The organism is Micromonospora sp. DT41 (genome assembly GCF_049841715.1).
Classification (GTDB): Bacteria; Actinomycetota; Actinomycetes; order Mycobacteriales; family Micromonosporaceae; genus Micromonospora; species Micromonospora profundi.
Map to the genome: position 1 here is coordinate 275,960 of NZ_JBNCKU010000003.1, position 20,368 is coordinate 296,327.

The 20,368-nt window shown below is 70.2% G+C and carries 22 protein-coding genes and 1 pseudogene; 11 read left to right on the top strand and 12 right to left on the bottom strand.

Going from position 1 to position 20,368, the window contains the following annotated elements:
• Positions 1–41: 41 nt before the first annotated feature.
• On the top strand, positions 42–548 hold the full coding sequence (locus tag ACLQ23_RS07625) for a DUF402 domain-containing protein (protein WP_167946837.1): 507 nt from the start codon (positions 42–44) through the stop codon (positions 546–548).
• Positions 549–561: 13 nt separating this feature from the next.
• Here ACLQ23_RS07625 and sigJ read toward each other — a convergent pair whose 3' ends face one another.
• Positions 562–1,527, bottom strand: coding sequence for an RNA polymerase sigma factor SigJ (gene sigJ / locus ACLQ23_RS07630; RefSeq protein ID WP_355589746.1), 966 nt, complete (start codon positions 1,525–1,527; stop codon positions 562–564).
• A 275-nt stretch (positions 1,528–1,802) separates the two neighbouring features.
• On the opposite strand from sigJ, the gene ACLQ23_RS07635 reads away from it, so the two are divergent.
• The 3 genes from ACLQ23_RS07635 (at position 1,803) to ACLQ23_RS07645 (ending at position 4,512) form a co-directional block, all read left to right on the top strand.
• Positions 1,803–2,741 (top strand): PPK2 family polyphosphate kinase, encoded by a 939-nt coding sequence (locus ACLQ23_RS07635; RefSeq protein WP_355589744.1) that lies wholly within the window; start codon positions 1,803–1,805, stop codon positions 2,739–2,741.
• A gap of 126 nt (positions 2,742–2,867) precedes the next feature.
• Positions 2,868–3,494, top strand: a complete 627-nt coding sequence (locus ACLQ23_RS07640; protein ID WP_053655020.1) for a DUF47 domain-containing protein — start codon at positions 2,868–2,870, stop codon at positions 3,492–3,494.
• Between the two features lie 10 nt (positions 3,495–3,504).
• Positions 3,505–4,512, top strand: a complete 1,008-nt coding sequence (locus ACLQ23_RS07645; protein WP_355590372.1) for an inorganic phosphate transporter — start codon at positions 3,505–3,507, stop codon at positions 4,510–4,512.
• 73 nt (positions 4,513–4,585) lie between these two features.
• Here the strand turns inward: ACLQ23_RS07645 and ACLQ23_RS07650 are convergent, their stop codons facing one another.
• Complete coding sequence (locus ACLQ23_RS07650) at positions 4,586–5,554, bottom strand: Gfo/Idh/MocA family protein (protein ID WP_355589742.1); 969 nt, start codon at positions 5,552–5,554, stop codon at positions 4,586–4,588.
• A gap of 495 nt (positions 5,555–6,049) precedes the next feature.
• On the opposite strand from ACLQ23_RS07650, the gene ACLQ23_RS07655 reads away from it, so the two are divergent.
• Positions 6,050–6,883 carry an NUDIX hydrolase gene (locus ACLQ23_RS07655; protein WP_355589740.1) on the top strand — a complete coding sequence of 278 codons (834 nt, stop codon included), beginning with the start codon at positions 6,050–6,052 and terminating at the stop codon, positions 6,881–6,883.
• A gap of 169 nt (positions 6,884–7,052) precedes the next feature.
• Here the strand turns inward: ACLQ23_RS07655 and pstB are convergent, their stop codons facing one another.
• The 7 genes from pstB to ACLQ23_RS07690 all read right to left on the bottom strand — a co-directional run bounded on the left by pstB (position 7,053) and on the right by ACLQ23_RS07690 (position 14,141).
• Positions 7,053–7,829 (bottom strand): phosphate ABC transporter ATP-binding protein PstB, encoded by a 777-nt coding sequence (gene pstB / locus ACLQ23_RS07660; protein ID WP_306273337.1) that lies wholly within the window; start codon positions 7,827–7,829, stop codon positions 7,053–7,055.
• A 20-nt stretch (positions 7,830–7,849) separates the two neighbouring features.
• Positions 7,850–8,938, bottom strand: a complete 1,089-nt coding sequence (gene pstA, locus ACLQ23_RS07665; protein ID WP_355589737.1) for a phosphate ABC transporter permease PstA — start codon at positions 8,936–8,938, stop codon at positions 7,850–7,852.
• Positions 8,935–10,026: a phosphate ABC transporter permease subunit PstC gene (gene pstC / locus ACLQ23_RS07670; protein WP_355589735.1), complete on the bottom strand. Its 1,092-nt coding sequence runs from the start codon at positions 10,024–10,026 to the stop codon at positions 8,935–8,937. The genes pstA and pstC overlap by 4 nt, the downstream gene beginning before the upstream one ends.
• Before the next feature lie 39 nt (positions 10,027–10,065).
• The gene (pstS, locus tag ACLQ23_RS07675; protein ID WP_355589733.1) at positions 10,066–11,172 is read right to left on the bottom strand and encodes a phosphate ABC transporter substrate-binding protein PstS; all 1,107 of its coding nucleotides are present in this window, start codon (positions 11,170–11,172) and stop codon (positions 10,066–10,068) included.
• Positions 11,173–11,384: 212 nt separating this feature from the next.
• Positions 11,385–12,311 carry a mycothiol synthase gene (mshD, locus tag ACLQ23_RS07680; RefSeq protein ID WP_355589731.1) on the bottom strand — a complete coding sequence of 309 codons (927 nt, stop codon included), beginning with the start codon at positions 12,309–12,311 and terminating at the stop codon, positions 11,385–11,387.
• A 64-nt stretch (positions 12,312–12,375) separates the two neighbouring features.
• Positions 12,376–13,245: a polysaccharide deacetylase family protein gene (locus tag ACLQ23_RS07685; RefSeq protein WP_355589729.1), complete on the bottom strand. Its 870-nt coding sequence runs from the start codon at positions 13,243–13,245 to the stop codon at positions 12,376–12,378.
• A 176-nt stretch (positions 13,246–13,421) separates the two neighbouring features.
• Positions 13,422–14,141, bottom strand: a complete 720-nt coding sequence (locus tag ACLQ23_RS07690) for a winged helix-turn-helix transcriptional regulator (RefSeq protein WP_179781168.1) — start codon at positions 14,139–14,141, stop codon at positions 13,422–13,424.
• Positions 14,142–14,383: 242 nt separating this feature from the next.
• Between ACLQ23_RS07690 and ACLQ23_RS07695 the strand changes: the two genes are divergently transcribed.
• The 5 genes from ACLQ23_RS07695 to ACLQ23_RS07715 all read left to right on the top strand — a co-directional run bounded on the left by ACLQ23_RS07695 (position 14,384) and on the right by ACLQ23_RS07715 (position 17,923).
• The gene (locus tag ACLQ23_RS07695; RefSeq protein ID WP_355589727.1) at positions 14,384–15,439 is read left to right on the top strand and encodes a hypothetical protein; all 1,056 of its coding nucleotides are present in this window, start codon (positions 14,384–14,386) and stop codon (positions 15,437–15,439) included.
• 122 nt (positions 15,440–15,561) lie between these two features.
• Positions 15,562–16,350, top strand: a complete 789-nt coding sequence (locus ACLQ23_RS07700; protein WP_355589725.1) for an LmeA family phospholipid-binding protein — start codon at positions 15,562–15,564, stop codon at positions 16,348–16,350.
• 117 nt (positions 16,351–16,467) lie between these two features.
• Entirely contained in the window at positions 16,468–16,545 is a 78-nt protein-coding gene (locus ACLQ23_RS07705; RefSeq protein WP_312877454.1) for an Ms5788A family Cys-rich leader peptide, read from the top strand.
• A gap of 206 nt (positions 16,546–16,751) precedes the next feature.
• Positions 16,752–17,600, top strand: a complete 849-nt coding sequence (locus ACLQ23_RS07710; RefSeq protein WP_355589723.1) for a sulfurtransferase — start codon at positions 16,752–16,754, stop codon at positions 17,598–17,600.
• A gap of 2 nt (positions 17,601–17,602) precedes the next feature.
• Positions 17,603–17,923, top strand: a complete 321-nt coding sequence (locus ACLQ23_RS07715; protein ID WP_053654284.1) for a DUF1416 domain-containing protein — start codon at positions 17,603–17,605, stop codon at positions 17,921–17,923.
• A gap of 194 nt (positions 17,924–18,117) precedes the next feature.
• Here ACLQ23_RS07715 and ACLQ23_RS07720 read toward each other — a convergent pair whose 3' ends face one another.
• Genes ACLQ23_RS07720 through ACLQ23_RS07730 form a run of 3 tightly spaced genes read right to left on the bottom strand, consistent with a single transcriptional unit; the run spans position 18,118 to position 19,477 of the window.
• Positions 18,118–18,258, bottom strand: coding sequence for a hypothetical protein (locus tag ACLQ23_RS07720; protein WP_425880477.1), 141 nt, complete (start codon positions 18,256–18,258; stop codon positions 18,118–18,120).
• A gap of 26 nt (positions 18,259–18,284) precedes the next feature.
• Positions 18,285–18,581, bottom strand: coding sequence for a hypothetical protein (locus ACLQ23_RS07725; RefSeq protein ID WP_425880478.1), 297 nt, complete (start codon positions 18,579–18,581; stop codon positions 18,285–18,287).
• Positions 18,542–19,477: a glycosyltransferase family 2 protein gene (locus tag ACLQ23_RS07730; RefSeq protein ID WP_425880479.1), complete on the bottom strand. Its 936-nt coding sequence runs from the start codon at positions 19,475–19,477 to the stop codon at positions 18,542–18,544. Before ACLQ23_RS07730 ends, ACLQ23_RS07725 begins: the two co-directional genes overlap by 40 nt.
• 340 nt (positions 19,478–19,817) lie before the next feature.
• On the opposite strand from ACLQ23_RS07730, the pseudogene ACLQ23_RS07735 reads away from it, so the two are divergent.
• Positions 19,818–20,294: pseudogene (locus ACLQ23_RS07735) on the top strand (winged helix-turn-helix domain-containing protein); the annotation flags it as partial.
• Positions 20,295–20,368: the final 74 nt, after the last annotated feature.

Here is a 20,368-nt window from a genome sequence, read left to right on the forward strand (position 1 = left end):
GGCACTACGAGGCGTGGGCGGTATCGGTTAAGGTGCGAATCATGCCGAGCGACGTGGTCCGAGTGATCTACCGCAAGTACGACGGCAGAGCGCACCGTGACTACCCGGCTCGTCGCCTCGCAGAGGACGACCTGGGCATCTGGCTCGGCGTCCCGTTCGGCACCGAGTCCGTCTACCACGGCCGGCCGTCGGTGGAGAAGATCCCCTTCGTCCTGCTGGTGCCGCACCACGCCTGGTGGACGTGCATGTTCAACCCGCCACCGCGCACCAGCGAGGTCTACTGCGACATAGCAACCCCGGCCCGCTGGGAGTCCGACGACACGGTCCACCTCATCGACCTGGACCTGGATGTCGTCCGGCGGCGCGCCACCGGCGTCGTGGAACTGCTCGACGAGGACGAGTTCGCCGAACACCGGGCGCGCTTCGGCTACCCGGAGGACCTGGTCGTCGAGGCCGAGGCAGCCGCCCGTTGGCTGTTCGGGGCGCTCGGTGACGGCACCGAGCCGTTCGCCACCGCGTACCGGAAATGGCTGGCGCTTGTGGTCTGAGCCGGCACCCGGCTCACAGGCGTGGCGGCCACGGATCGTCGTCGCCAAGCGGCGGCACGTCGCCAAGCTTCTCCGGGTTGAGCTGGTTGAACACGCCGGTGATCCGGCCTTCGTGTACGGCGAAGGCGACGACGAGGCGGATCGGTCGGCCGTCGCTGTGCAGCGTCTCCATCTGGAGGCCGAGCACACCGTCGACAAGCACAGGCCGGGACGTCACCCGCTGCCCGTAACGGCCGGCCCGACCGAACAGGCCGAGCGTGAAGCGGCCCACAGCGTCCGCGCCGACGACCGGGCGGCGGGCGGCCGGGAAGTGCCCACCCGAGTCGCCGAGGAGGATCACGTCCGGGGCGAGCACCCGCAGCAGTTGATCAAGCTCGCCGGACTCGGTGGCGGCAACGAACGCTTGCAGCACCCGCCGTTGCTCGGCCGGATCGGCGGTGTGCCGTGGCGCGTCCGGTGCGGTGACCGCCCGCCGCGCCCGGGAGGCGAGCTGCCGGGCGGCCGCCTCGGTGGTGCCGAGCACGTCGGCGATCCCGGCGAACGGCACCGCGAACACGTCGTGCAGCACGAGTGCGACCCGCTGTTCGGGGGCGAGCCGCTCCAGCATCACCCGTATCGCGGTGCCGACCTGGTCGGTGCGCACCGCCCGCTCGGCCGGGTCGGGGGCGTAACCGTCGGTCGGCGGCTTGGCCTCCACCGGGCTCACCACAAGCTCCGGAAGCCACTGCCCGGGGTACGCCTCGCGGCGGACCCGCGCCGAGCGGAGCACGTCGAGGCAGATCCGGGCGCAGGTCGTCGTCAGCCATGCGGAGAGATCGCGGATCTCGGCGCGGGCCGTCGGATCGGCGAGCGCCCCGGCGTAGCGCAGCCAGGTCTCCTGCACCGCGTCCTCGGCCTCGCTGCGGCTGCCAAGCATCCGGTTGGCCACCGCGAGCAGGCGGCGTCGCTCGGCCTCGAACTCCGTCGCCAGGTCCCGCACGACCCACCACCCTCCCCGACCGGTACGTGTCCCGGACACCATCCTCCCGCCAACCGGACGAACGGGCAGCCCCGCCGCCGGCGCTGACGGCGGCACGGCGAGAGGCGCGGTCCTTGCGGCCCGGCCGTGGTGCGCTGGCGACTCCGCCGGTCCCGGCCGGCGGGCGGGTGGCCCTCCACGGGCGGGCGGAGGGCGGGGTGGCCTTCGACGGGTGGCCGGAGGGCGGGGTGGCTCCTCGACGGGCGGTCGGCCGGCGGGTGGGCGATGATCCGAGGATGAGCGCACCCCAGCACGGGCAGATCGTGGCGCCGGACGGCGGATCCGTGCGGAAGCTGTTGCGGGTCACCGCGCCGGTGGACCTCGCGGCGATCGACCCCCGGTCCACCCCCGGCCTGCCGCCGACCGAGGTGACCGGGGAACGCCCCAAGGCATGGGCCCGTGACCAGGTCGAACTCGTCGGCGGTGAGTTGGGCCGGCAGCAGGAGATGCTTTACGCGATGGCCACGGCAGCCTCGGACCGCCCGGCGGGCCGGGTGCTGCTGGTGCTCCAGGCGATGGACTGCGGCGGCAAGGACGGCACGATCAAGCGGGTGGCCGGCGCGATGAACCCGCTGGGCCTGCACATCCGGTCGTTCGGTCCGCCGACGCCGCAGGAGCTGCGGCACGACTTCCTGTGGCGGATCCGTCGGGCGCTGCCGCCGCCGGGGTACGTCGGGATGTTCAACAGGTCACACTACGAGGACGTGCTTATCGCCCGGGTCGGCTCACTGGTCCCGGAAGCCACCTGGCGAGCCCGCTACGACGAGATCAACTCCTTCGAGCGGGAACTGGTCGACGGCGGGGTGACGTTGGTGAAGGTGATGCTGCACATCTCGTACGCCGAGCAGGGCGAGCGCCTGCTGGAGCGGCTCACCGACCCCCGTAAGCACTGGAAGTACAACCCGTCGGACGTCGATGCCCGGGCGCAGTGGGACGACTACCAGGCTGCGTACGCCGAGGCACTGAGCCGGTGCGGCACGGACGCCGCGCCCTGGTTCGTGGTGCCGGCGGACCGCAAGTGGTACCGGGACTGGGCGGTGGCCCACCTGCTGCGAGAGACGTTCGACACGCTGGATCTGGGGTATCCGCCTGCCGATTTCGACGTGGCGCACGAGCGCGACCGATTGAGTGTCGGGGGCGCGGGGCGGTCGGGACCGCAGATGAACAGCAGGTGAACGAGCGGTGAATCAGGTCTGACCAGGGGTGGGCCGACGCATTCGCGCTTCGAGCGTTTCCTAGCATTCACCGGGCGGACGCCGATGGACGCCGCCACCTTCCACCGACACGACGAGGTCTGTGCTGTGAAGTTTTCCTTCCGCCCCACCGAGGGCGCCTTCTACGAGCTCTTCACCAGGGCTGCGCAGAACCTGGTCCGGGGCACGGCGCTGCTTAACGAACTGGCCCTGCCAGGTGTCGACGTCCAGTCGGTCAGCGAGCGGCTGACCGAGGTCGAGCACGACAGCGACCAGATCACGCACGATCTCTACAAGAAGATCAACTCGACGTTCATCACGCCGTTCGACAGGGAGGACATCTACCGGCTCGGCTCGCTGCTCGACGACGTGATGGACCACCTCGAGGCAGTCGGCGACCTGCTCTACCTGTACGGGCTGACCGAGCTGCCGGCGCTGCCCCGCGAGCTGCACGAGATGGTCAACGTCCTCGACCAGCAGGCGAAGCTGACCGCCGACGCGATGCCCCGGCTGAAGTCGATGAAGGACCTCGAGGACTACTGGATCGAGTGCAACCGGCTGGAGAACGAGGGCGACCGGATCAACCGGCAGTTGCTCGTCCGGCTCTTCTCCGGCGAGTACGACGCGTTGACGGTGCTCAAGATGAAGGAGGTCGCCGACGAACTGGAAGCCGCCTGCGACGCCTTCGAGCACGTGGCCAACACCGTCGAGACCATCGCGGTCAAGGAGTCCTGAGCCGGTGACTCTGACGCCCGAACTCATCGCCGTGCTGGCGGTGATCGCGGTGGCCCTGGTGTTCGACTACACCAACGGCTTCCACGACGCTGCCAACGCGATCGCGACAAGCGTCTCCACCCGGGCGCTGACACCGCGGATCGCCCTCGGCCTCGCCGCGGTCGGCAACTTCATCGGCGCCCACTTCGGCGCCGGGGTGGCGAAGACCGTCGGCGATGGCCTGGTGACCCTGCCCACCGGGGTGAGCAGTCTCGGTGTGGTGTTCGCCGGGGTGCTCGGTGCAATCGCCTGGAACCTGATCACCTGGTACTTCGGCCTGCCGTCGTCGTCCTCGCACGCGCTCTTCGGCGGTCTTGTCGGCGCGACCCTGCTGTCCACCGGCGGCATCGTCCAGTGGGTCACCATCGGCGAGAAGGTCATCCTGCCGATGGTGCTGTCGCCGATCGTCGGTCTGACCCTCGGTTACCTGATGATGCTCGCCATCCTCTGGCTGTTCCGTAAGGGGCAGCCGGGCAAGCTCAACCGGGGCTTCCGCTGGGCGCAGACCGCTTCGGCCGCCGCCATGTCGGTCGGCCACGGCATGCAGGACGCCGCCAAGACCATGGGCATCGTGGTGCTCGCGCTCTACACCGGCGGTTTCCAGGAGAGCAAGACGCACATCCCCGGCTGGGTCTTCTGGACCTCGGCCACGATGCTGGCCCTGGGGACGTACGCCGGTGGTTGGCGGATCATCCGCACGCTCGGCCGCAAGATCATCGACCTTGGCCCGCCGGAAGGTTTCGCCGCCGAGACGGTGGCCAGCGCGGTGCTCTACTTCAACGCGCTTGTGTTGAAGGCGCCGATCTCCACGACCCACACGATCACCTCGGCGATCATGGGTGTGGGTGCGACCAAGCGGCTCTCCGCGGTCCGCTGGAACGTCGCCGGCAACATCGTGCTCGCCTGGATCATCACGTTCCCGGCGGCCGCGCTAATCGCCTGCATCGCCTACCTGCTGGTCCGGCCGATCTTCGGCTGATCCCCGCCGCTCGTGAAAGGAAGGGCCCCCTATTAACGCCAGGCGTTAATAGGGGGCCCTTCCTTTCACGAGCTCACTCGTAGCGGACGCCGATCTGCTCGCGGATCGCGTCCAACAGGGCCATCACCTCGAGGGTGGTGGCGTGCGGCACCAGCGGGCTCTCGGTCAGCCCGGCGGCAAGGCAGCGCTGCACCTCGATCGCCTCGTGCTGGTAGCCGTTGCCGACGATCTCGGTGGTGATCGTCTCCGGCTCGACGCCGTCGCGGTGCAGAGTCAAGAAGCCCGGCCGGAAGAAGGGCTCCGGCAGGTCGATGCGGCCTGTGCTGCCGGTGATCGAGGCGGTCAGCTCACTCGCGCCGACCATGCCGCAGCTCAGGGTGGCAAGCGCCCCGCTGTCGTAGCCGAACAGGATGCCGGTGTTCTCGTCCGTCCCCTCCGGGCCGAGCTTCGCCCACGAGCGGACGTGCTGCGGCACGCCGAGCAGCAGGTGAGCCAGGCTGATCGGGTAGATCCCCAGGTCGAGCAGCGCACCCCCGCCCAGCGCCGCGTTGCGCATGCGGTGCTCAGGCGGGAACGGCCCGGCCACCCCGAAATCGGCCCGGACATTGCGCACCGTGCCGATCGCCCCGTCTGCGATCAACTGCACCGCCCGCAGGATCAGCGGATTCACCCGCATCCACATGGCCTCCATGAGGAAGACCCCGGCGGCGCGGGCAGTGTCCACCACGTCGGTGCTGGTGGCGAGATCGAGGGTGAACGGCTTCTCCAGCAGCACCGGCTTGCCGGCGGTCAGGCAGGTCAGGGCCGCCTCGTGATGAGCGGCATGCGGAGTCGCCACGTAGATCACGTCGACCTCCGGATCGGCGGCCAACTCCACCCACGAACCGTGCGCGCGCTGCGCGCCGTACCGCTCGGCGAAGAGCTTGGCGGTCTCGACGCTGCGGGAGCCGACGGCGACCAGTTCGGCGTCCGGCACCAGTCGGAGGTCTTCGGCGAAACGGCTGGCGATTTGGCCGGTGGCCAGGATGCCCCAACGAGTCATGCCAGCAACGCTAGTCGAGCCAGCTCAACCGCCCGACGCCCGGCCCGCCCAGGGGCTCACGGCCGAGGTGGCCCGCCAAGGCCGGCGATCACCTCGTCGCATCGATTGCTCGTCGCCATGCTCGTACCGTGCCGAGTCGCGCTCGTACCGTGCCGCGTTCGGCCCGGGGCCGTGACGCTGTGCGCGCTGTTCCTGGGCCAGGTCGGGCTGCCACAAGCGTGATGACTCTCAGACATCAATATGTCTCACAGTCATCACGCTGAAATGAGTGACCGGACCATCGCCCATCTCGCGAGAGGTGCGGCACGGCGAGACGCGCGGCATGGCCAGACGCGCGGCATGGCCAGAGGCGCGGCATGCATTGCCGGCACGCGGACAGCGCCGCGCGGACCGACGGTGGCGTCGCTGTGTCGAACGTTCCTGCCGGCCGCCCGCACGGCCGTCAGCGCCCGGGCGCGCATCCGTGCAGGTGCCGTCGGCAACTAGGCTCGCGCCATGACGATCGACAGCGACGGCTTCGCCGCACCGGCCGCCCTGGTCGAGCACGCCCGCCGGTTCCAGGCCGAGGGTGGCACCCCGGCGGTGCCGCGGGTCGCGGCCACAGTGCTGCTGCTGCGTCCGACCGACACCGACTTCGAGGTGTACGTCATCCGCCGGGTCGCATCGATGACCTTCGGCGGTGTGTACGCCTTCCCCGGCGGTGGGGTCGACCGCTCCGACTCCGAGGCGCACCTGGACTGGGCGGGCCCGCCGCCGGCCGGATGGGCGCAGCGGCTGGGGGTCGACCCGGACGCCGCCCAGGCGGTGGTCTGCGCAGCGGCCCGCGAGGTCTTCGAGGAGGCCGGCGTGCTGCTCGCCGGCCCGGACCCGGCGACGGTGGTGGGCGACGTCAGTGGAGATGACTGGGAGGCCGCCCGGCAGGACCTGGAGGGGCGACGGCTGGGCTTCGCGGCGCTGCTCGCCGACCGTCGGCTGACGCTGCGATCGGACCTGCTGCTGCCGTGGAGCCGGTGGATCACGCCTGAGTTCGAGCCGCGCCGCTTCGACACGTACTTCTTCGTGGCCCTGCTGCCCGAGGGGCAGCGGACCCGGGACGTCTCCGGCGAGGCCGACCACACCCTCTGGATCCGCCCGGCGGACGCGCTGGCCCGCCACGCGGCCGGCGAGTTGACCATGTTGCCGCCGACCCTCGTCACGCTGGCGCAGGTAGCGGCCGCCGGCGACCTGGCCGGGGTGGCGCGTGCGGCGGCCGACCGGGACGCCGCCACGCCGATCACCCCACGCCTGGACCTTCCGCCCGACGGCGAACCCCGCTTCGTGCTCGGCTGACACGCAGCTCGCCGGTTGCCGGCGAACATCTGCTCGATCCAGGAAGTAGTGGTCTCATCGTGCGGCCGAGACCACTGTTTCCAGGATCGAGCACGATCTTGAGCGTCCAGCGCAGGCGCGGGGTGCGCGCACGGCGGGAGGCGGACGTCGGTGACCGGATCGGGTCAGCTCAGCCGAAGCGGCCGGTGATGTAGTCCTCGGTCTTCTTCACGCCGGGGTTGCTGAAGATCTTCTGCGTGTTGTCGTACTCGATGAGGCGGCCCGGGTCGCCGGTCTTCTCGATCGAGAAGAAGGCAGTCCGGTCCGACACACGAGCGGCCTGCTGCATGTTGTGGGTCACGATGATGATCGTGAACTTGTCCTTGAGCTGGAACATCAGGTCCTCGATCGCCAGCGTGGAGATCGGGTCCAGGGCCGAGCACGGCTCGTCCATCAGGACTACCTGCGGCTCGACAGCGATGGTCCGCGCGATGCACAGTCGCTGCTGCTGACCACCGGAGAGGCCCGCGCCGGGCTTGCCCAGCCGGTCCTTGACCTCGTCCCACAGGTTCGCCGAGCGCAGGGCCTTCTCGGCGGCCTCGTCCAGGATCGACTTCTTCCGGACGCCGTTGAGCTTCAGCCCGGCCACCACGTTCTCGAAGATGCTCATCGTGGGGAACGGGTTCGGCCGCTGGAACACCATCCCGATCATGCGCCGGACCGCTGTGACGTCCACGTCCCGGTCGTAGATGTCCTGGTCGTCGACGGTGAGGCTGCCCTCGACCCGGGCACCCGGCAGCACCTCGTGCATCCGGTTGATCGACCGCAGGAACGTGGACTTGCCGCAACCGGACGGGCCGATCAGGGCGGTGACCGTCTTCGGCTCGACTGTCAGGTTGATGTTCTCGATCGCCTTGAAGCCGCCGTAGTAGGCGGTGACGTTCGAGGCTTCGACACGCTTGGCCATTGTGGTGGTACCTCCGGGGTTCATCGGCTGAGCCGGTTGCGACGGGCCAGCAGCTTCGCCGCGATCGTCAGGACGAGTACGAGGGCGACAAGCGTGAGCGCAGCGGTCCACGCCCGCGCCGGCGCGTACCGCGACGCGTCACTTGCCTGCTGGTAGACGAAGAGGGACAGCGACGACTGGTTGTTCTCGAACGGGTTGACGTTGATCGCGGCACCGCCGCCGGCGACCAGCAGCACCGGCGCGGTCTCGCCGGCCGCGCGGGCGATGGCGAGCATGACGCCGGTGACGATGCCAGGCAGCGCGGTCGGCAGGACCACCTTCAGGATGGTCTTCCACTTGGGTACGCCGAGCGCGTACGCGCCCTCGCGCAGCGGCGCGGGAACGAGGCGGAGCATCTCCTCGGTGGACCGCACGATGGTGGGCAGCATCAGCACGCTCAGCGCGAGCGCGGCGGCGAAGCCGGAGAAGCTCGGCCGGCCGTCGTTGAACCACGGCGACACGATCAGCACCCAGAACGCCAGCACGAAGAGGCCGGAGACGATCGACGGGATGCCCGTCATCACGTCCACGAAGAACCGGATCGCGAAGGCGAACTTGCCCCGGCCGTACTCGACGATGTAGATCGCGCAGAGGATGCCGAGCGGCACGGTGATCAGGGTGGCGATGCCGACCTGCTCAAGCGTCCCGACGATCGCGTGGTACGCGCCGCCGTTCGCGTCACGCGCCCCGATGTTGTTCATCGAGGTCTGGAAGAAGTTGACGTCCAAGCGTTCGGCGCCCTTGCTGACGAGCGTCCAGACCACCGACACGAGCGGCAGCAGCGCCAGCACGAACGCGGAGTGGATCAGCGCGCTCCAGGTGCGGTTGCGGGCCGATCGGCGCCCCTCGACAGCGTTGGCGGCGGCGAAGAGCCCCACCAGGTAGAGGATCGCGCCGAGGACGACAACGAGGACCGGGCCGCCGATGCCGGCGCCGTAGACGATCACGGCGGCGAGGGCCAGGGCCGCGACGGCGATTGCCGGTGCGGCGTACCGGGGCAGACGGCGTGCCCGCAGCGAGTCCGGCTGGGCCGGCGGAGGGGTGCGGCGGGAGGTGGCGGTTGTGGTCATGCGGCCGACTCCGTGAACTCCCGGCGGCGGTAGATGATCGCCCGCGCCGTGATGTTGACGATCAGCGTGATGGTGAACAGCACCAGGCCGGAGGCGATCAGTGCGCCCCGGCCGGTCTCGTTCGCCTCGCCGAACGCGTTGGCGATGTTGGCGGCGATGGTGTTGCCGCCGTTCTGGATCAGGTTGAACGAGATGCCGAAGGTGATGCCGAGGGTCAGCGCCAGGGCGATGGTCTCGCCGAGCGCCCGGCCCAGACCGAGCATCACCGCGGCGATGATGCCGGGGCGCCCGTAGGGGAGTACCGCGGTGCGGAGCATCTCCCAGCGGGTGGCGCCCAAGGCGAGGGCGGCTTCCTCGTTCGCCGTGGGCGTCTGGAGGAACACCTCGCGGGACAGCGAGGTGATGATCGGCAGCACCATGATCGCGAGCACCAGGGCGCCCAGCATGACGGAGGCGCCGAACGGGCCGTCGCCGCCGAAGAGTGGGATCCAGCCGAAGTGCTGGTTGAGCCAGATCGAGAAGTCCCGGACCGGGCCGCTGAAGACGTCGCGGCCCCAGAGACCGAAGACCACGCTGGGTACGGCGGCGAGCAGGTCGATCAGGAAGCCGAGCGCGGTGCCGAGCCGGCGGGGAGCGTAGTGCGAGAGGTAGAGCGCGATGCCCAACGCCACCGGAACCGCCACGAGGAGCGCGAGTGCCGAGCTGAGCACTGTGCCGAAGGCGAGGGCGCCGATGCCGAACTTCGGCTCGGTCTCGTTGGGGGACCAGCCCTCGTAGGACCAGAAGTTCTCGGTGTTGGCGCGCAGGGCCGGCACCGCCTTCGCGACCAGGAAGATCGCGATGGCGGCGATGATGACCAGAACGGCGGTGCCGGCGGCAAGTGTGAGACCGCGGAAGGCCCGCTCGGCGCCGAACTTACGGCTGCGCGGCAGCGCGCCGCCGCCGCCCAGCCCTCCGCTGCCCGGGGGACGGGTGCTTACTGGTGCCTCGGCCACGTGCGCCGAGGCACCGGCGGGCCACTCGTGACTCTGGGTCACTTGCGTCCCGCCGGTGCCGGCGTCGGCCGAGCGGTGAGGGGTTTCACCCATCTGCTCGCTCGATTCGGTTGCTGAGGTGTTGGGGTCGGGTCAGGAGAGGTTCTTGACCGCGGTCTCGACCTTGGTGCGAACCGTCTCCGGCAGCGGGGCGTAGCCCAGGTCGGTAAGCGAGTTCTGGCCCTCGGCGCTGGCGGCGTAGCCCAGCAGTCCCTTGATTAGCTTCAACTTGTCGGCCGCGAGGCCCTTGCTGCAGACGATCTCGTACGTCGCCAGGACGATCGGGTAGGCCCCGGCCTCCTCGGTGTTGTAGTCGATCTTCAGCTTGAGGTCGTCGCCCTGGCCCTCGATCTCGGCACCGGCGATGGTCTTGCCGGCCGTCTCGGCGGTCAGCGCGGCGAACTCACCGTTACCGTTGCCGATCTTGGACATCTTGAGGCCGGCGTTCTCGGCGAACGACCACTCCATGTAGCCGATGGAGCCCTCGGCACCCTTGACCCGGCTGGCCACGCCGTCGGAGCCCTTGGCGCCGGTGCCGCCCGGGCCCTTCCACGCCTTGGCGTTGCCGAGCGTCCAGTCGGCCTCGGCGGTCTTGGAGAGGAACTTGGTGAAGTTGTCGGTGGTGCCCGACTCGTCCGAGCGGTGCACGGTCTGGATAGTGGTCGCCGGCAGCTTGGCGTCCGGGTTGTCGGCCTTGATGGCCGGGTCGTCCCACTTGGTGACCTTGCCGGTGAAGATCTTCGCCAGGGTGGCCGGCTTGAGCTGGAGGTTGTCCACGCCGCTGATGTTGTAGGCGACGGCCACCGGGCCGATCACCATCGGCAGGTGAATGGCCTTGCCGTCGACGCACTTGGCGTCGGCCTGCGGCTGCTCCTCCGGCTTCAACGCGGAGTCCGAGCCGGCGAAGTCGGCGGTCCCGGCGATGAACGCCTGGATGCCGGCGCCGGAACCGGTCGGCTCGTAGTTGACGGTGGTGCCCTGGCACTTCTGCTGGTACGCCTTGATCCACTCGGCCATGGCGTTCTTCTGCGCCGACGAGCCCTGGGCGTTCAGCGTTCCGGTAGCGCAGTCGATCGCGGCGGCCGAGCCCGAAGCGCCGGCACCGGCAGCGGGCTCGTTGTTGTCCGAGCCGCATGCGCTGAGGCCGAGCGTCGCGGCGAGAGCGAGGCCGGCAATCGCGCCGTACCGCTGGAGCTTCACCTGAGGGTTCCCTTCGCGTCTGACTTGGCACCCCGAATCCGGGGCCCGAGAACCGGCACTGGCCGGCTGACACGAAAGTTAGAAGTGCCAGGTAGCCGGTTCGCCGGTCACAAGTGAACGCAAGGTGAACACGTACGGCCTGGAAGATGACCGCTCGCTGAGGGCGAGTTGTCCGTTAAGTGAACCGGGGCACTTCAGTGCCCCGTTGCAGCTCAGCCGAGGTGGTAGTTGATGTGCGCGGACCAGCGGGCGAAGCCCATCCGCTCATACAGCGCGACAGCTGCGCTGTTCGACTCGTCCACGTAGAGCATCACCCGGTCCAGGCCCCGCTTGTCCCGCAGGTAGGCCAACCCCGCAGTGGTCAGGGCGCGGCCGAGCCCGCCGCCGTGCGCTGTCGGTTCGACGCCGAGGACGTACACCTCGCCGATGCGGGCCGACCCCGGACGCTCGTGCACCTTGGTCCAGTGGAAGCCGAGCAGCCGGCCGGTACCGGTCTCCTCGGCGAGCAGGAAACCGGCCGGGTCGAACCATGGCTCGGCGAGGCGGACAAGCAGGTCGTCCGAGGTCCACCGGCCCTGCTCTGGGTGCTCGGCGAAGGCGCGTGAGTTGAGGGTCAGCCACGCCGCGTCGTCCGCCCCCGGCCGGAACGCGCGCAGCGCCACCCCTTCGGGCAGGCGCGGCTCGCCCTGCGCTGTGGTCAGTGGCCGGCGCAGCTGCAGGAGCACCCGCGCCCGGGTGAAACCGAGGTCCACGCCGAGCGCCGCGGCCGAGGGGTGGTCGCCGTGCGCCCACGCCCGCAGCGGCCCGGTGGCCGAGGCGAGCACGCCACGGGCCAGCGCCCGACCGGTGCCCCGCCGCCGGTAGCCGGGGTGCACGACGAGTTCCACGCCGATTCCGCCCACCGGGTCGGTGGTGTCCAGGTGCGCGTACCCGGTGAGGGTGCCGTCGTCGGCGCGGGCCAGCAGGTGTACGGCGCTGGCCTCCGGGTCGCGCAGCCGAAGCAGGACGTGCTCGTCGAGCGGGTCCGCGCCGTCGGTGTCGCCCGCGGCGCGGGCAAGAGCCAGCACGTCGGCGATGTCCGCCGGAGCCAGTCGGTCGGTACGGGTCACCTGGTCGCTGGTCGGCTCCGCGCTGCTCATTCCGCCACCGTATCCGCTGGGTGCCGTGCGGCTCGGACCGTCGCCGAGTAAAGCCGCAGCCGGCTCAGGTCGGGTCGGTGGGCAGTGCCTCCAACTCGAAGTGCGTGCTCAGCTCCGGCAGGATCCGGCGTAGCGCGTCGACGGTGCCCTGCCGGTCGCCGCCCGCGTCGTGCAGCAGCACCACCGAGCCTGGTCCCACCTGCGTGGATACCGTCGCGGCGATCTTGCCGGCGCCGGGGGCCTGCCAGTCGGACGGGTCCACCGACCAGTGCAGCGGGGTCATGCCGAGCTGCCGTGCCACCGACACCACCGGATACGTCCAGGCGCCGCCGGGCTGGCGGTACCAGACGATGGGCGCCTCCGGCACCGCAGCCCGGATCGCTGCGTTGGTGCGCAGCAGGTCGGCGCGGATCTGGTCGGTCGACCTGTTGCCCAGGGAGACGTCGTGGTGCCAGGAGTGGTTGCACAGGGTGTGCCCGTCGGCCACGATCGCCTGGATCAGGTCCGGGTGGTTCTGTGCGTTCTCGCCCACCACGCAGAACGTGGCCTTGACGTCGTACTCGCGCAGGGCGGCGAGGACCTGCGGGGTGTAGCGCGGGTCCGGTCCGTCGTCGAAGGTCAGCGCGAGTCGGTCGCTGCCGGTGCCGGTGTGCGCGCCGAACAGTTGGTCGCCGGTGGCGTCCCGCCCCGTACCGTCCTGGCCGGCCTCGGTGGGGCCGGTGCTCCGGCTGGCGCTCGGCGTGACGCTGGGCTTGTCGCTGGGGGGCTGGTCGGCGTAGTGCGGCTCGCCGTCGTTTGTGGTGACGCCGGTGGCCTGCCGTTGAGGCTGGTCGGGGACGAGACTGCGGCCCAGCACGTACGCCGAGCCGAGCAGCGCGACCACAACCAGCGTCACTATCGCCGCGGCCCGCGCGGTCGAGTTGACCCGGATCACGGCTTCCGCCTCGTCGACAGGGCGCGCCCGCCCATTGCCCCCGTGGTACCTGCGCGCACCGTCGCCCCCTTTTTTCGACAAACCCGGCAGTCAGAATAGAGCCGACGGGCTGCGCAAAAGGGGCATATGGGAAATCGTCAGGAGGCGGGATCGCTCTGAGCGACCTCAGGTCAATGTCAGACGGGCAGCGGCGCGTGCTCCGCCTCGGGCAGGGACCGCGACGGCGGCACGACGAACTTGTAGCCCACCTGACGGACGGTGCCGATCATCGACTCGTACTCCGAGCCGAGCTTCGCGCGCAGCCGCCGGACGTGCACGTCCACAGTCCGGGTGCCGCCGAAGTAGTCGTAACCCCACACCTCGCGCAGCAGTTGGTCCCTGGTGAACACCCGGCCGGGGTGCTGGGCCAGGAACTTCAGCAGCTCGAACTCCTTGTAGGTCAGGTCGAGCGGGCGACCCTTGAGCTTCGCCGCGTACGTGTCCGGGTCGATCGTCAGCTCACCGGCGCGGATCGAGCCGCCGGCACCGGCGGTCGCGTTGCTCAGACGCCCGACCGCCAGGCGCAGCCGCGCCTCCACCTCGGCGGGGCCGGCCGAGGCGAGGATGACGTCGTCGACGCCCCAGTCGGCGTTCAGCGCGATCAGGCCAGCCTCGGTCACCACCGCGACAAGTGGCACACCGAGCCCGGTGGCGTGCAGCATCCGGCAGGTCGCCCGGGCCTCGCTCAGTTCCGAACGGGCGTCCACAAGCACCGCGTCCGGGCTGGGCCCGGCGACAAGTGTGCGGACGTCTCGCGGCGCGGTGCGAACCGAGTGCGGCAGCAGGTCGAGTGCCGGCAGCACAGCCGACGGCTCCCCCGCTCGCGCGGTCACCAGCAGCAGGATCTCCACGATCACCTCCGTCCCGGCGGCGCATCGCCGCGCGCGACCAGACACACTCATCGAGGAGTGCGCTGAGAAATTGCGTGGTCCCGGCGTCGCTGACGGGCGGGTAACGCGTCTGAGACTAACCGATCGCCTCGCCCGCACCATCAGGCCCTTTCCTGTTTGTCTAGCTTGCCCCTGATCGTGGCGCAGTTTTTAACGTTGCTGAAACCCGGGACCACCGTGTCGGGCGGTCGGTCTGGCACGATCGGGGCGTGTTTCCCTCCACCTCGTCCGACGCCGATCGCGAATCGTGGCCCGACGGCCCCCGCTCGGGTCCGGCCGCCCCGACCCGTGGCCAAACGCCAGCGCCGCGCACCGGGCCGGCTGGCACCGATGGCGAACGCCGTGAGCGCGGTGGGCCGCGCCGGGCTCGCCGCGCCGGTGAGCCCGCCCGCCGCTCCGAGGACGAGGTCGACGAGCCGGAGGAGGAGGTCGTACCCCCGGTCGAGGTGCGCCGCCCGCTGGCGCTGACCATCGCCGGCTTCGCCGCGCTGCTCGGCCTCGGTCTGGTGCTCGGCGCGCAGACCTCCGGGCCGGGCAACCGGCTGCCGTTCGCGTTCGTCATCTTCGGCGTCCAGTTGCTCTTCATCCTCGCCTGGACGATGGCGATGCGCCCACCGGCGGTGCTGCTTGTCGCCGGGGTCAGCGCGGTGGTCGCCGCAGGCGTCGACGTCGCCGCCGTGCAGACCGACGTCGCCGGCCTGGCGCCACTTGGTTACCTGGCGGCCGGCGGATTCCTCGCCGCGGTGCTCGGTCAACTGGTCCGTCGGGTCGACCGCGCCCGGGTCACCGATTCACTCGGCGCCACACTGCTCATCGTGGTCGGCGTGGTGGCGTTCGGCACCCTGATCGTGCTCAGCCGCATCCCGGCCGGCACCCAGGCCATCACGGTCTGCCTGACCGCAAGCGGGGTCGCGCTTACCGTCGCCCGGCTCACCGACGCGGTGCTGCCGTGGCCCCGGCTGGCCCCGCAGGTGCCCCGGGGCGCCGCTGGCGTGGTGGCCGGCGCGATGGTCGGCACGCTTGTCAGCGCGGTGCTCGGGAGCTACCTGGTGGCACCCTTCACGCCGACGCGGGCCGCGGTGCTCGGCCTGGTCGCGGCGGTCACCGCCGTGCTCTCCGACCTCGCCGTGGGGTACGCGGAGGCGGGCCGAATGATGGCCGGTGAACTGCCCACGATGTGGGTGGCCCGGCACATGCAGGGGCCGCTCGGTGGCTTCGCCCTGGCCGCGCCGGCGGCGTACGCGATGTGCATGCTCTTTCTTTGATCCACCGTCGGGCCGTGAGCCACGGTTGAGCGCGGCGCCGGTCGGGTACCTACGGAGGCGCCGCGCTGCGGCACCGGTACGCACGCTCCGCCGCGCCGCGGCGGGTGGAGACAGGAGGCGGCGTGGCCCAGGAGTATCCGGCTGACGATGCCCGGCCCCGACGGCGCGGTCGCAAGTTGCTCATCGGTCTGGTCGTGCTGCTCCTGGTGGTGGGGGGCCTGCTGGTGGTCGCCGACCGGGTGGCTGTCGGTGTGGCCGAGCGCCTCATCGCCGACCGGGTCAGCCAGGAGGTCAGCAAGCAGGGCGCACAGGCCGCCGCTCCCAAGGTGGAGGTCGCCGGTACGCCGTTCCTCACCCAGGTGCTCGACGGTCGCTACGAGCGGATCTCCATCCAGCTGCGGGACGTGCAGGCATCGGTTGAGGGTGACGCCGTTCGGCTGCCGGTGCTCGACGTGGACGCCCGCAACGTGCGGGCATCGCTGGACACCCTGCGCACCGGGCAGGGCGACGTCGTGGCGGACACCGTCAACGGCACCGGAACGATCAGCTACGACAGCCTCGCCGCGCTGCTGAACCGGCCCGGGCTCACCCTCGGCGAGCAGGGCGGCAAGCTCGCCGTCACGGCACCTGTCGACGTGCTCGGCCAGAGCTTCACGGTAAGCGGTACTGCTGACGTCACCGTCGCCGAGAACGGCGCTGTCGCGCTGCGGTTCAGCAACCTCGACGCCGAGGGTCTGCCGAACCTGCCGCTGGCCCGCACGATCCTGAACAACTACGCCAAGGGCATCTCCGTCGACGTGCCGTTGCCTGATCTGCCGTTCCAGCTCGCGGTCCGGGAAGTCCGGCCGTTGCCCGAAGGTCTGGCCGTCACCGCCGACGCGAAGGACGTGCCGATCAACTCCGCCGGCTGATTGGCGCGTCAGTTTCCTCCGTCGGTGGGACGCCCCGATGGTCCGACAGCCGGGGCGATTCCCGGATGCTGGTCGGCTCTGTGGCAGCTCCGTCACTCACTGGTAAGCTCCGTGGCCATGGGGATTCACCTCACCAAACGGCGCGCGGTCGACCTGTGCCGCGTGGCCACCTGCCTGTGTCGCCCCGTCATCTGACGGCGGGGCTGTTTTCGGCCGCCTGATGGCGGCCACCGGCTTGCGGGGTCCTCGACCCCTCCGGTGATCCCACCGAACGCCCGGCAGCGGCGCCGTCGCACGAACCCGTGATCCCGTCCTTCCGTTGGGTCCCGCGCGCGGTGCGACAACTGCATCCATCGACATTCGCGCGCTGACTCACCATCCATTCACCAGGGAGTGATTCGATGAGTCGCGACACCGCACTCGTTTCGGCCGAGTGGGCCGAGAAGAACCTCGACGCCCCGGGCGTCGTCTTCGTCGAGGTCGACGAAGACACCTCGGCCTACGACACCGGTCACATCGCCGGCGCCGTCAAGATCGATTGGCGGACCGACCTTCAGGACCAGGTCCGCCGGGACTTCGTCAACAAGACCCAGTTCGAGGCGCTGCTCTCCGAGCGGGGCATCAGCAACGACGACACCGTCATCCTCTACGGCGGCAACAACAACTGGTTCGCGGCGTACGCCTACTGGTACTTCAAGCTGTACGGCCACGGCGACGTGAAGCTGCTCGACGGCGGCCGCAAGAAGTGGGAGCTGGACGCCCGTCCGCTGGTCACCGACGCGGTTCAGCGGCCGAAGACGCAGTACGTCGCGCAGGAGCCGGACACCTCCATCCGCGCCTTCCGTGACGAGGTCGTCGACGCCATCGGCACCAAGAACCTTGTCGACGTGCGCAGCCCCGACGAGTTCGCCGGCCGGCTGCTCGCACCCGCCCACCTGCCGCAGGAGCAGGCGCAGCGGGCCGGTCACATCCCGACCGCGATCAGCGTCCCGTGGTCCAAGGCGGCAAACGAGGACGGCACGTTCAAGTCCGACGACGAGCTGCGCAAGATCTACGCCGACGCCGGTCTGGACGACGGCAAGGAGACGATCGCCTACTGCCGGATCGGCGAGCGCTCCTCGCACAGCTGGTTCGTGCTCCAGGAGCTGCTCGGTCACCGCAACGTCAAGAACTACGACGGTTCCTGGACCGAGTACGGCTCGCTTGTCGGTGTGCCGGTGGCGCTCGGCGACGAGCCCGGGGAGGTCTGACGATGACCGCTCCCACGGCTGCGGGTTGCGCCGCCCCGGACCAGGCCGCGCCGCTGCCGGCCAGCCTGGACCTGGAGAAGGAAACCGTCATCACGGGCATCGTCCGCTCTGCGGCGGACGAGGTCGTGCCGGGCGCGTACGTCCGGCTGCTGGACTCGACAGGTGAGTTCACCGCCGAGGTGGTCACCTCGGCGGCCGGTCAGTTCCGGTTCTTCGCCGCGCCGGGTTCCTGGACGCTGCGGGCGTTGTCCCGGCACGGCAACGGCGACGCCGCCGTCACCGCCGCGCGGGGCCTCAACGAGGTCACCGTAACGGTCGCCTGAGGTGTGCGGAGGGGCCCCCGACAGGAAGGGCCCCTTCCGACCGCTCTCGCACCGCGCATCGGCTCGGGCCGGTCGCCCCACCTCGGGGTGACCGGCCCGAGCCGTTCGTGCCGCCGAGAAGGGCGCGGGCGAGAAATGGTGAAACAACAGCGGGGGCACGGCGCGACGGACGCCGTACCCCCGATTAGCTGCGGTCAGTTACCCCGGCTGCGCACCTTCGCTCCCCACTGCGCCACTGTCACCAGCAGCGCGCCGAGGCCGAGGGCGATGGCGCCGATCACACCGACGGCTGCGGTCGAGGCTCCCGTCACCGGAAGATCCTGGCTCGCGGACATGTTGATTCACCTCCCTTCCGACTGCGTCACGGCGGAGACGACGAGGCGGGCGGGGAAGCCCACACGCAGCGGTCTACCGTTGGTTGACGGATGGCCTTGACCAGGGCGTGCACCAGGATCACCCGGTACAGCAGGTCGGTCAGCACGATCGCGGGCAGGAAGAGCAGCAGGCGGGGGCGTCGAAGCCGCCAGGCGGCGAGCGCGACCCACAGCACATGGCCGGCGAGCAGGAGCAGCAGGCCCGGACCGAGTCCCGGCCCGGCGGTCGCCAGCAGCCAGATCGTCAGCGGCGTGCCGAGCACGTAGAGGAGCCAGTGCGCCATGAGCAGCAGGTACGCGTAGTCGAAGCGGGTGTTCCGCCGGCCGACCTGGTGCCCGATGACCCCTGGAAGGTGCCCCACAGCCAGCGCAGGTTCTGCTTGTACCACTCCCGGCCGGTCGTCGGGTCCTGCAACAGCGCGACGGCGCGGGGGGCGTACACGACCCGGCCGAGGCCGCGGCGGTGTGTCTCGAGCACCCAGTAGGTGTCGTCGACGATGTACGGCGGTTGCTGCGGCAGCAGCACGTCGAGCAGTTCGGTGCGGTAGAGCGAGTTCGAGCCGGAGATGCAGTTCATGACGTTGAAGTGGCTCTGGATGCGGCGTACGACGGCCTGGTAGTTCCAGTAGCTGTAGGCGCGTTTGGCCAGCCAGATGTTCCACCGCCGCTCGGGTGGCCACCAGGTGACGTTGTGCCCGACCACGATCGCCACCCGCTCGGTGAGGTGCGCCAGCGCGTTGGTGATGAAGTCGGGCTTGACCAGCACGTCGTCGTCGAGGATGACGACCGCTCGGTAGAGCCCGCCCAGCCCGAACCGGACGTAACCGGCGTGCAGGGCGGCTGGCTTGCCGACGTTCTCCCGCAGCTCCAGCACCGTGGCTCCGGCCTGGAGCGCCTCCTGTGCGGTCGCGTCGGTGGAGGCGTCGGAGATCACGTACACCGGGGCGCCGGTGGCACGGGCGGCCCGTACGGCACCGGCGATCGTCGCCGCCCCGTTGCGGCAGGCGATCAGGATGGCGACTTCGCGGGGTGCGACCGGCTGGTACCTGGGGAATTCGGGGCGCTCGCCGCGCCGGGTGACGCGTTCGGGGCGGAGGAAGCCGTAACAGAACGCGGCCACGATGAGAAACAGAGCGATCCCACTGAGAGTAACTATGGAGATCAGCAGAACTTCCCGCATGTAAGGGCCAATTCGCAGGGAGGAGGGGGGATGCGAAAACTGCTCACGTTGCGGCGTTGCGGTAACCCTAGGTGTTCTTTTGGTGACTTCCAAACGCCGGCCCGGGTTCTGACCGTTCAGTCGACCCGTCTCCGTCAGCCCGGCTGAATCATGGGCGGCCGGCCAGGTTATGGCTGGTCAGACGGTCCTTCGGCGGCCACCGGACGTACCGCCCTGGCGTTCGCGGTCACTGTGGGTCGCACCCGAGGGTTCGGTTGGTCGCTCGGGCGGTCGCCCCCCGAAATGCATCGGCGTACGTCACTATCTACAGGTGAAGTCACGGTGGGTGTGGGGTGGGGATGTGTCCGGTGCGGACGTCCCGATCGTCGTCTGCGTCAGCGCGGACGTGTCGGTGCGTGAGCGGGTCCTGCGCCAACTGGACGGGGTCGGCCCGGTGCTGAGCTGCGCCGACCTGTCCCAGCTGCGGGCGATGCTGTTCCCACCACCGGCCGGCCCGGCGCCGGCCGTCGTCTCGCCGGTGGCGCAGCAGGGGCCGGTCCGCTGGGGTGAGCTGGTCGTCGATCGGGCCGGGCACGTTGTCACCTGGCGCGGCGAGCCGATCCCGCTCACCCGCATCGAACGCGAGTTGCTCGCCCGGCTCATCGGCCCGCCGTTGGTGGTGTGGAGCTACGAACAGCTCTTCGCCGCCGTCTGGAACGGCGCGTACCTGGGGGATTCCTCGATCCTGCACTCCGCCGTCAAGCGGCTCCGCCACAAGCTGCGCGACCTTCCGGACGGCCCGCGGGTGCACACCGTGCGGGGGGTCGGTTACCGGCTCGACCCGGCACCCGGTCCGGTTGAGGCCGATAACGCCGTACCCGTGCTGCCGACCGACCGCTGCCTCCGGACCGA

Coding starts and splice junctions, on each gene's coding strand:
- ACLQ23_RS07625 (WP_167946837.1), top strand. CDS start 42: ATGCCGAGCGACGTGGTCCGAGTGATCTACCGCAAGTACGACGGCAGA.
- ACLQ23_RS07635 (WP_355589744.1), top strand. CDS start 1,803: ATGAGCGCACCCCAGCACGGGCAGATCGTGGCGCCGGACGGCGGATCC.
- ACLQ23_RS07650 (WP_355589742.1), bottom strand. CDS start 5,554: ATGACTCGTTGGGGCATCCTGGCCACCGGCCAAATCGCCAGCCGTTTC.
- ACLQ23_RS07655 (WP_355589740.1), top strand. CDS start 6,050: ATGACGATCGACAGCGACGGCTTCGCCGCACCGGCCGCCCTGGTCGAG.
- pstB (WP_306273337.1), bottom strand. CDS start 7,829: ATGGCCAAGCGTGTCGAAGCCTCGAACGTCACCGCCTACTACGGCGGC.
- pstA (WP_355589737.1), bottom strand. CDS start 8,938: ATGACCACAACCGCCACCTCCCGCCGCACCCCTCCGCCGGCCCAGCCG.
- pstC (WP_355589735.1), bottom strand. CDS start 10,026: ATGGGTGAAACCCCTCACCGCTCGGCCGACGCCGGCACCGGCGGGACG.
- mshD (WP_355589731.1), bottom strand. CDS start 12,311: ATGAGCAGCGCGGAGCCGACCAGCGACCAGGTGACCCGTACCGACCGA.
- ACLQ23_RS07705 (WP_312877454.1), top strand. CDS start 16,468: ATGGGGATTCACCTCACCAAACGGCGCGCGGTCGACCTGTGCCGCGTG.
- ACLQ23_RS07710 (WP_355589723.1), top strand. CDS start 16,752: ATGAGTCGCGACACCGCACTCGTTTCGGCCGAGTGGGCCGAGAAGAAC.
- ACLQ23_RS07715 (WP_053654284.1), top strand. CDS start 17,603: ATGACCGCTCCCACGGCTGCGGGTTGCGCCGCCCCGGACCAGGCCGCG.
- ACLQ23_RS07720 (WP_425880477.1), bottom strand. CDS start 18,258: ATGTCCGCGAGCCAGGATCTTCCGGTGACGGGAGCCTCGACCGCAGCC.
- ACLQ23_RS07725 (WP_425880478.1), bottom strand. CDS start 18,581: ATGGCGCACTGGCTCCTCTACGTGCTCGGCACGCCGCTGACGATCTGG.
- ACLQ23_RS07730 (WP_425880479.1), bottom strand. CDS start 19,477: ATGCGGGAAGTTCTGCTGATCTCCATAGTTACTCTCAGTGGGATCGCT.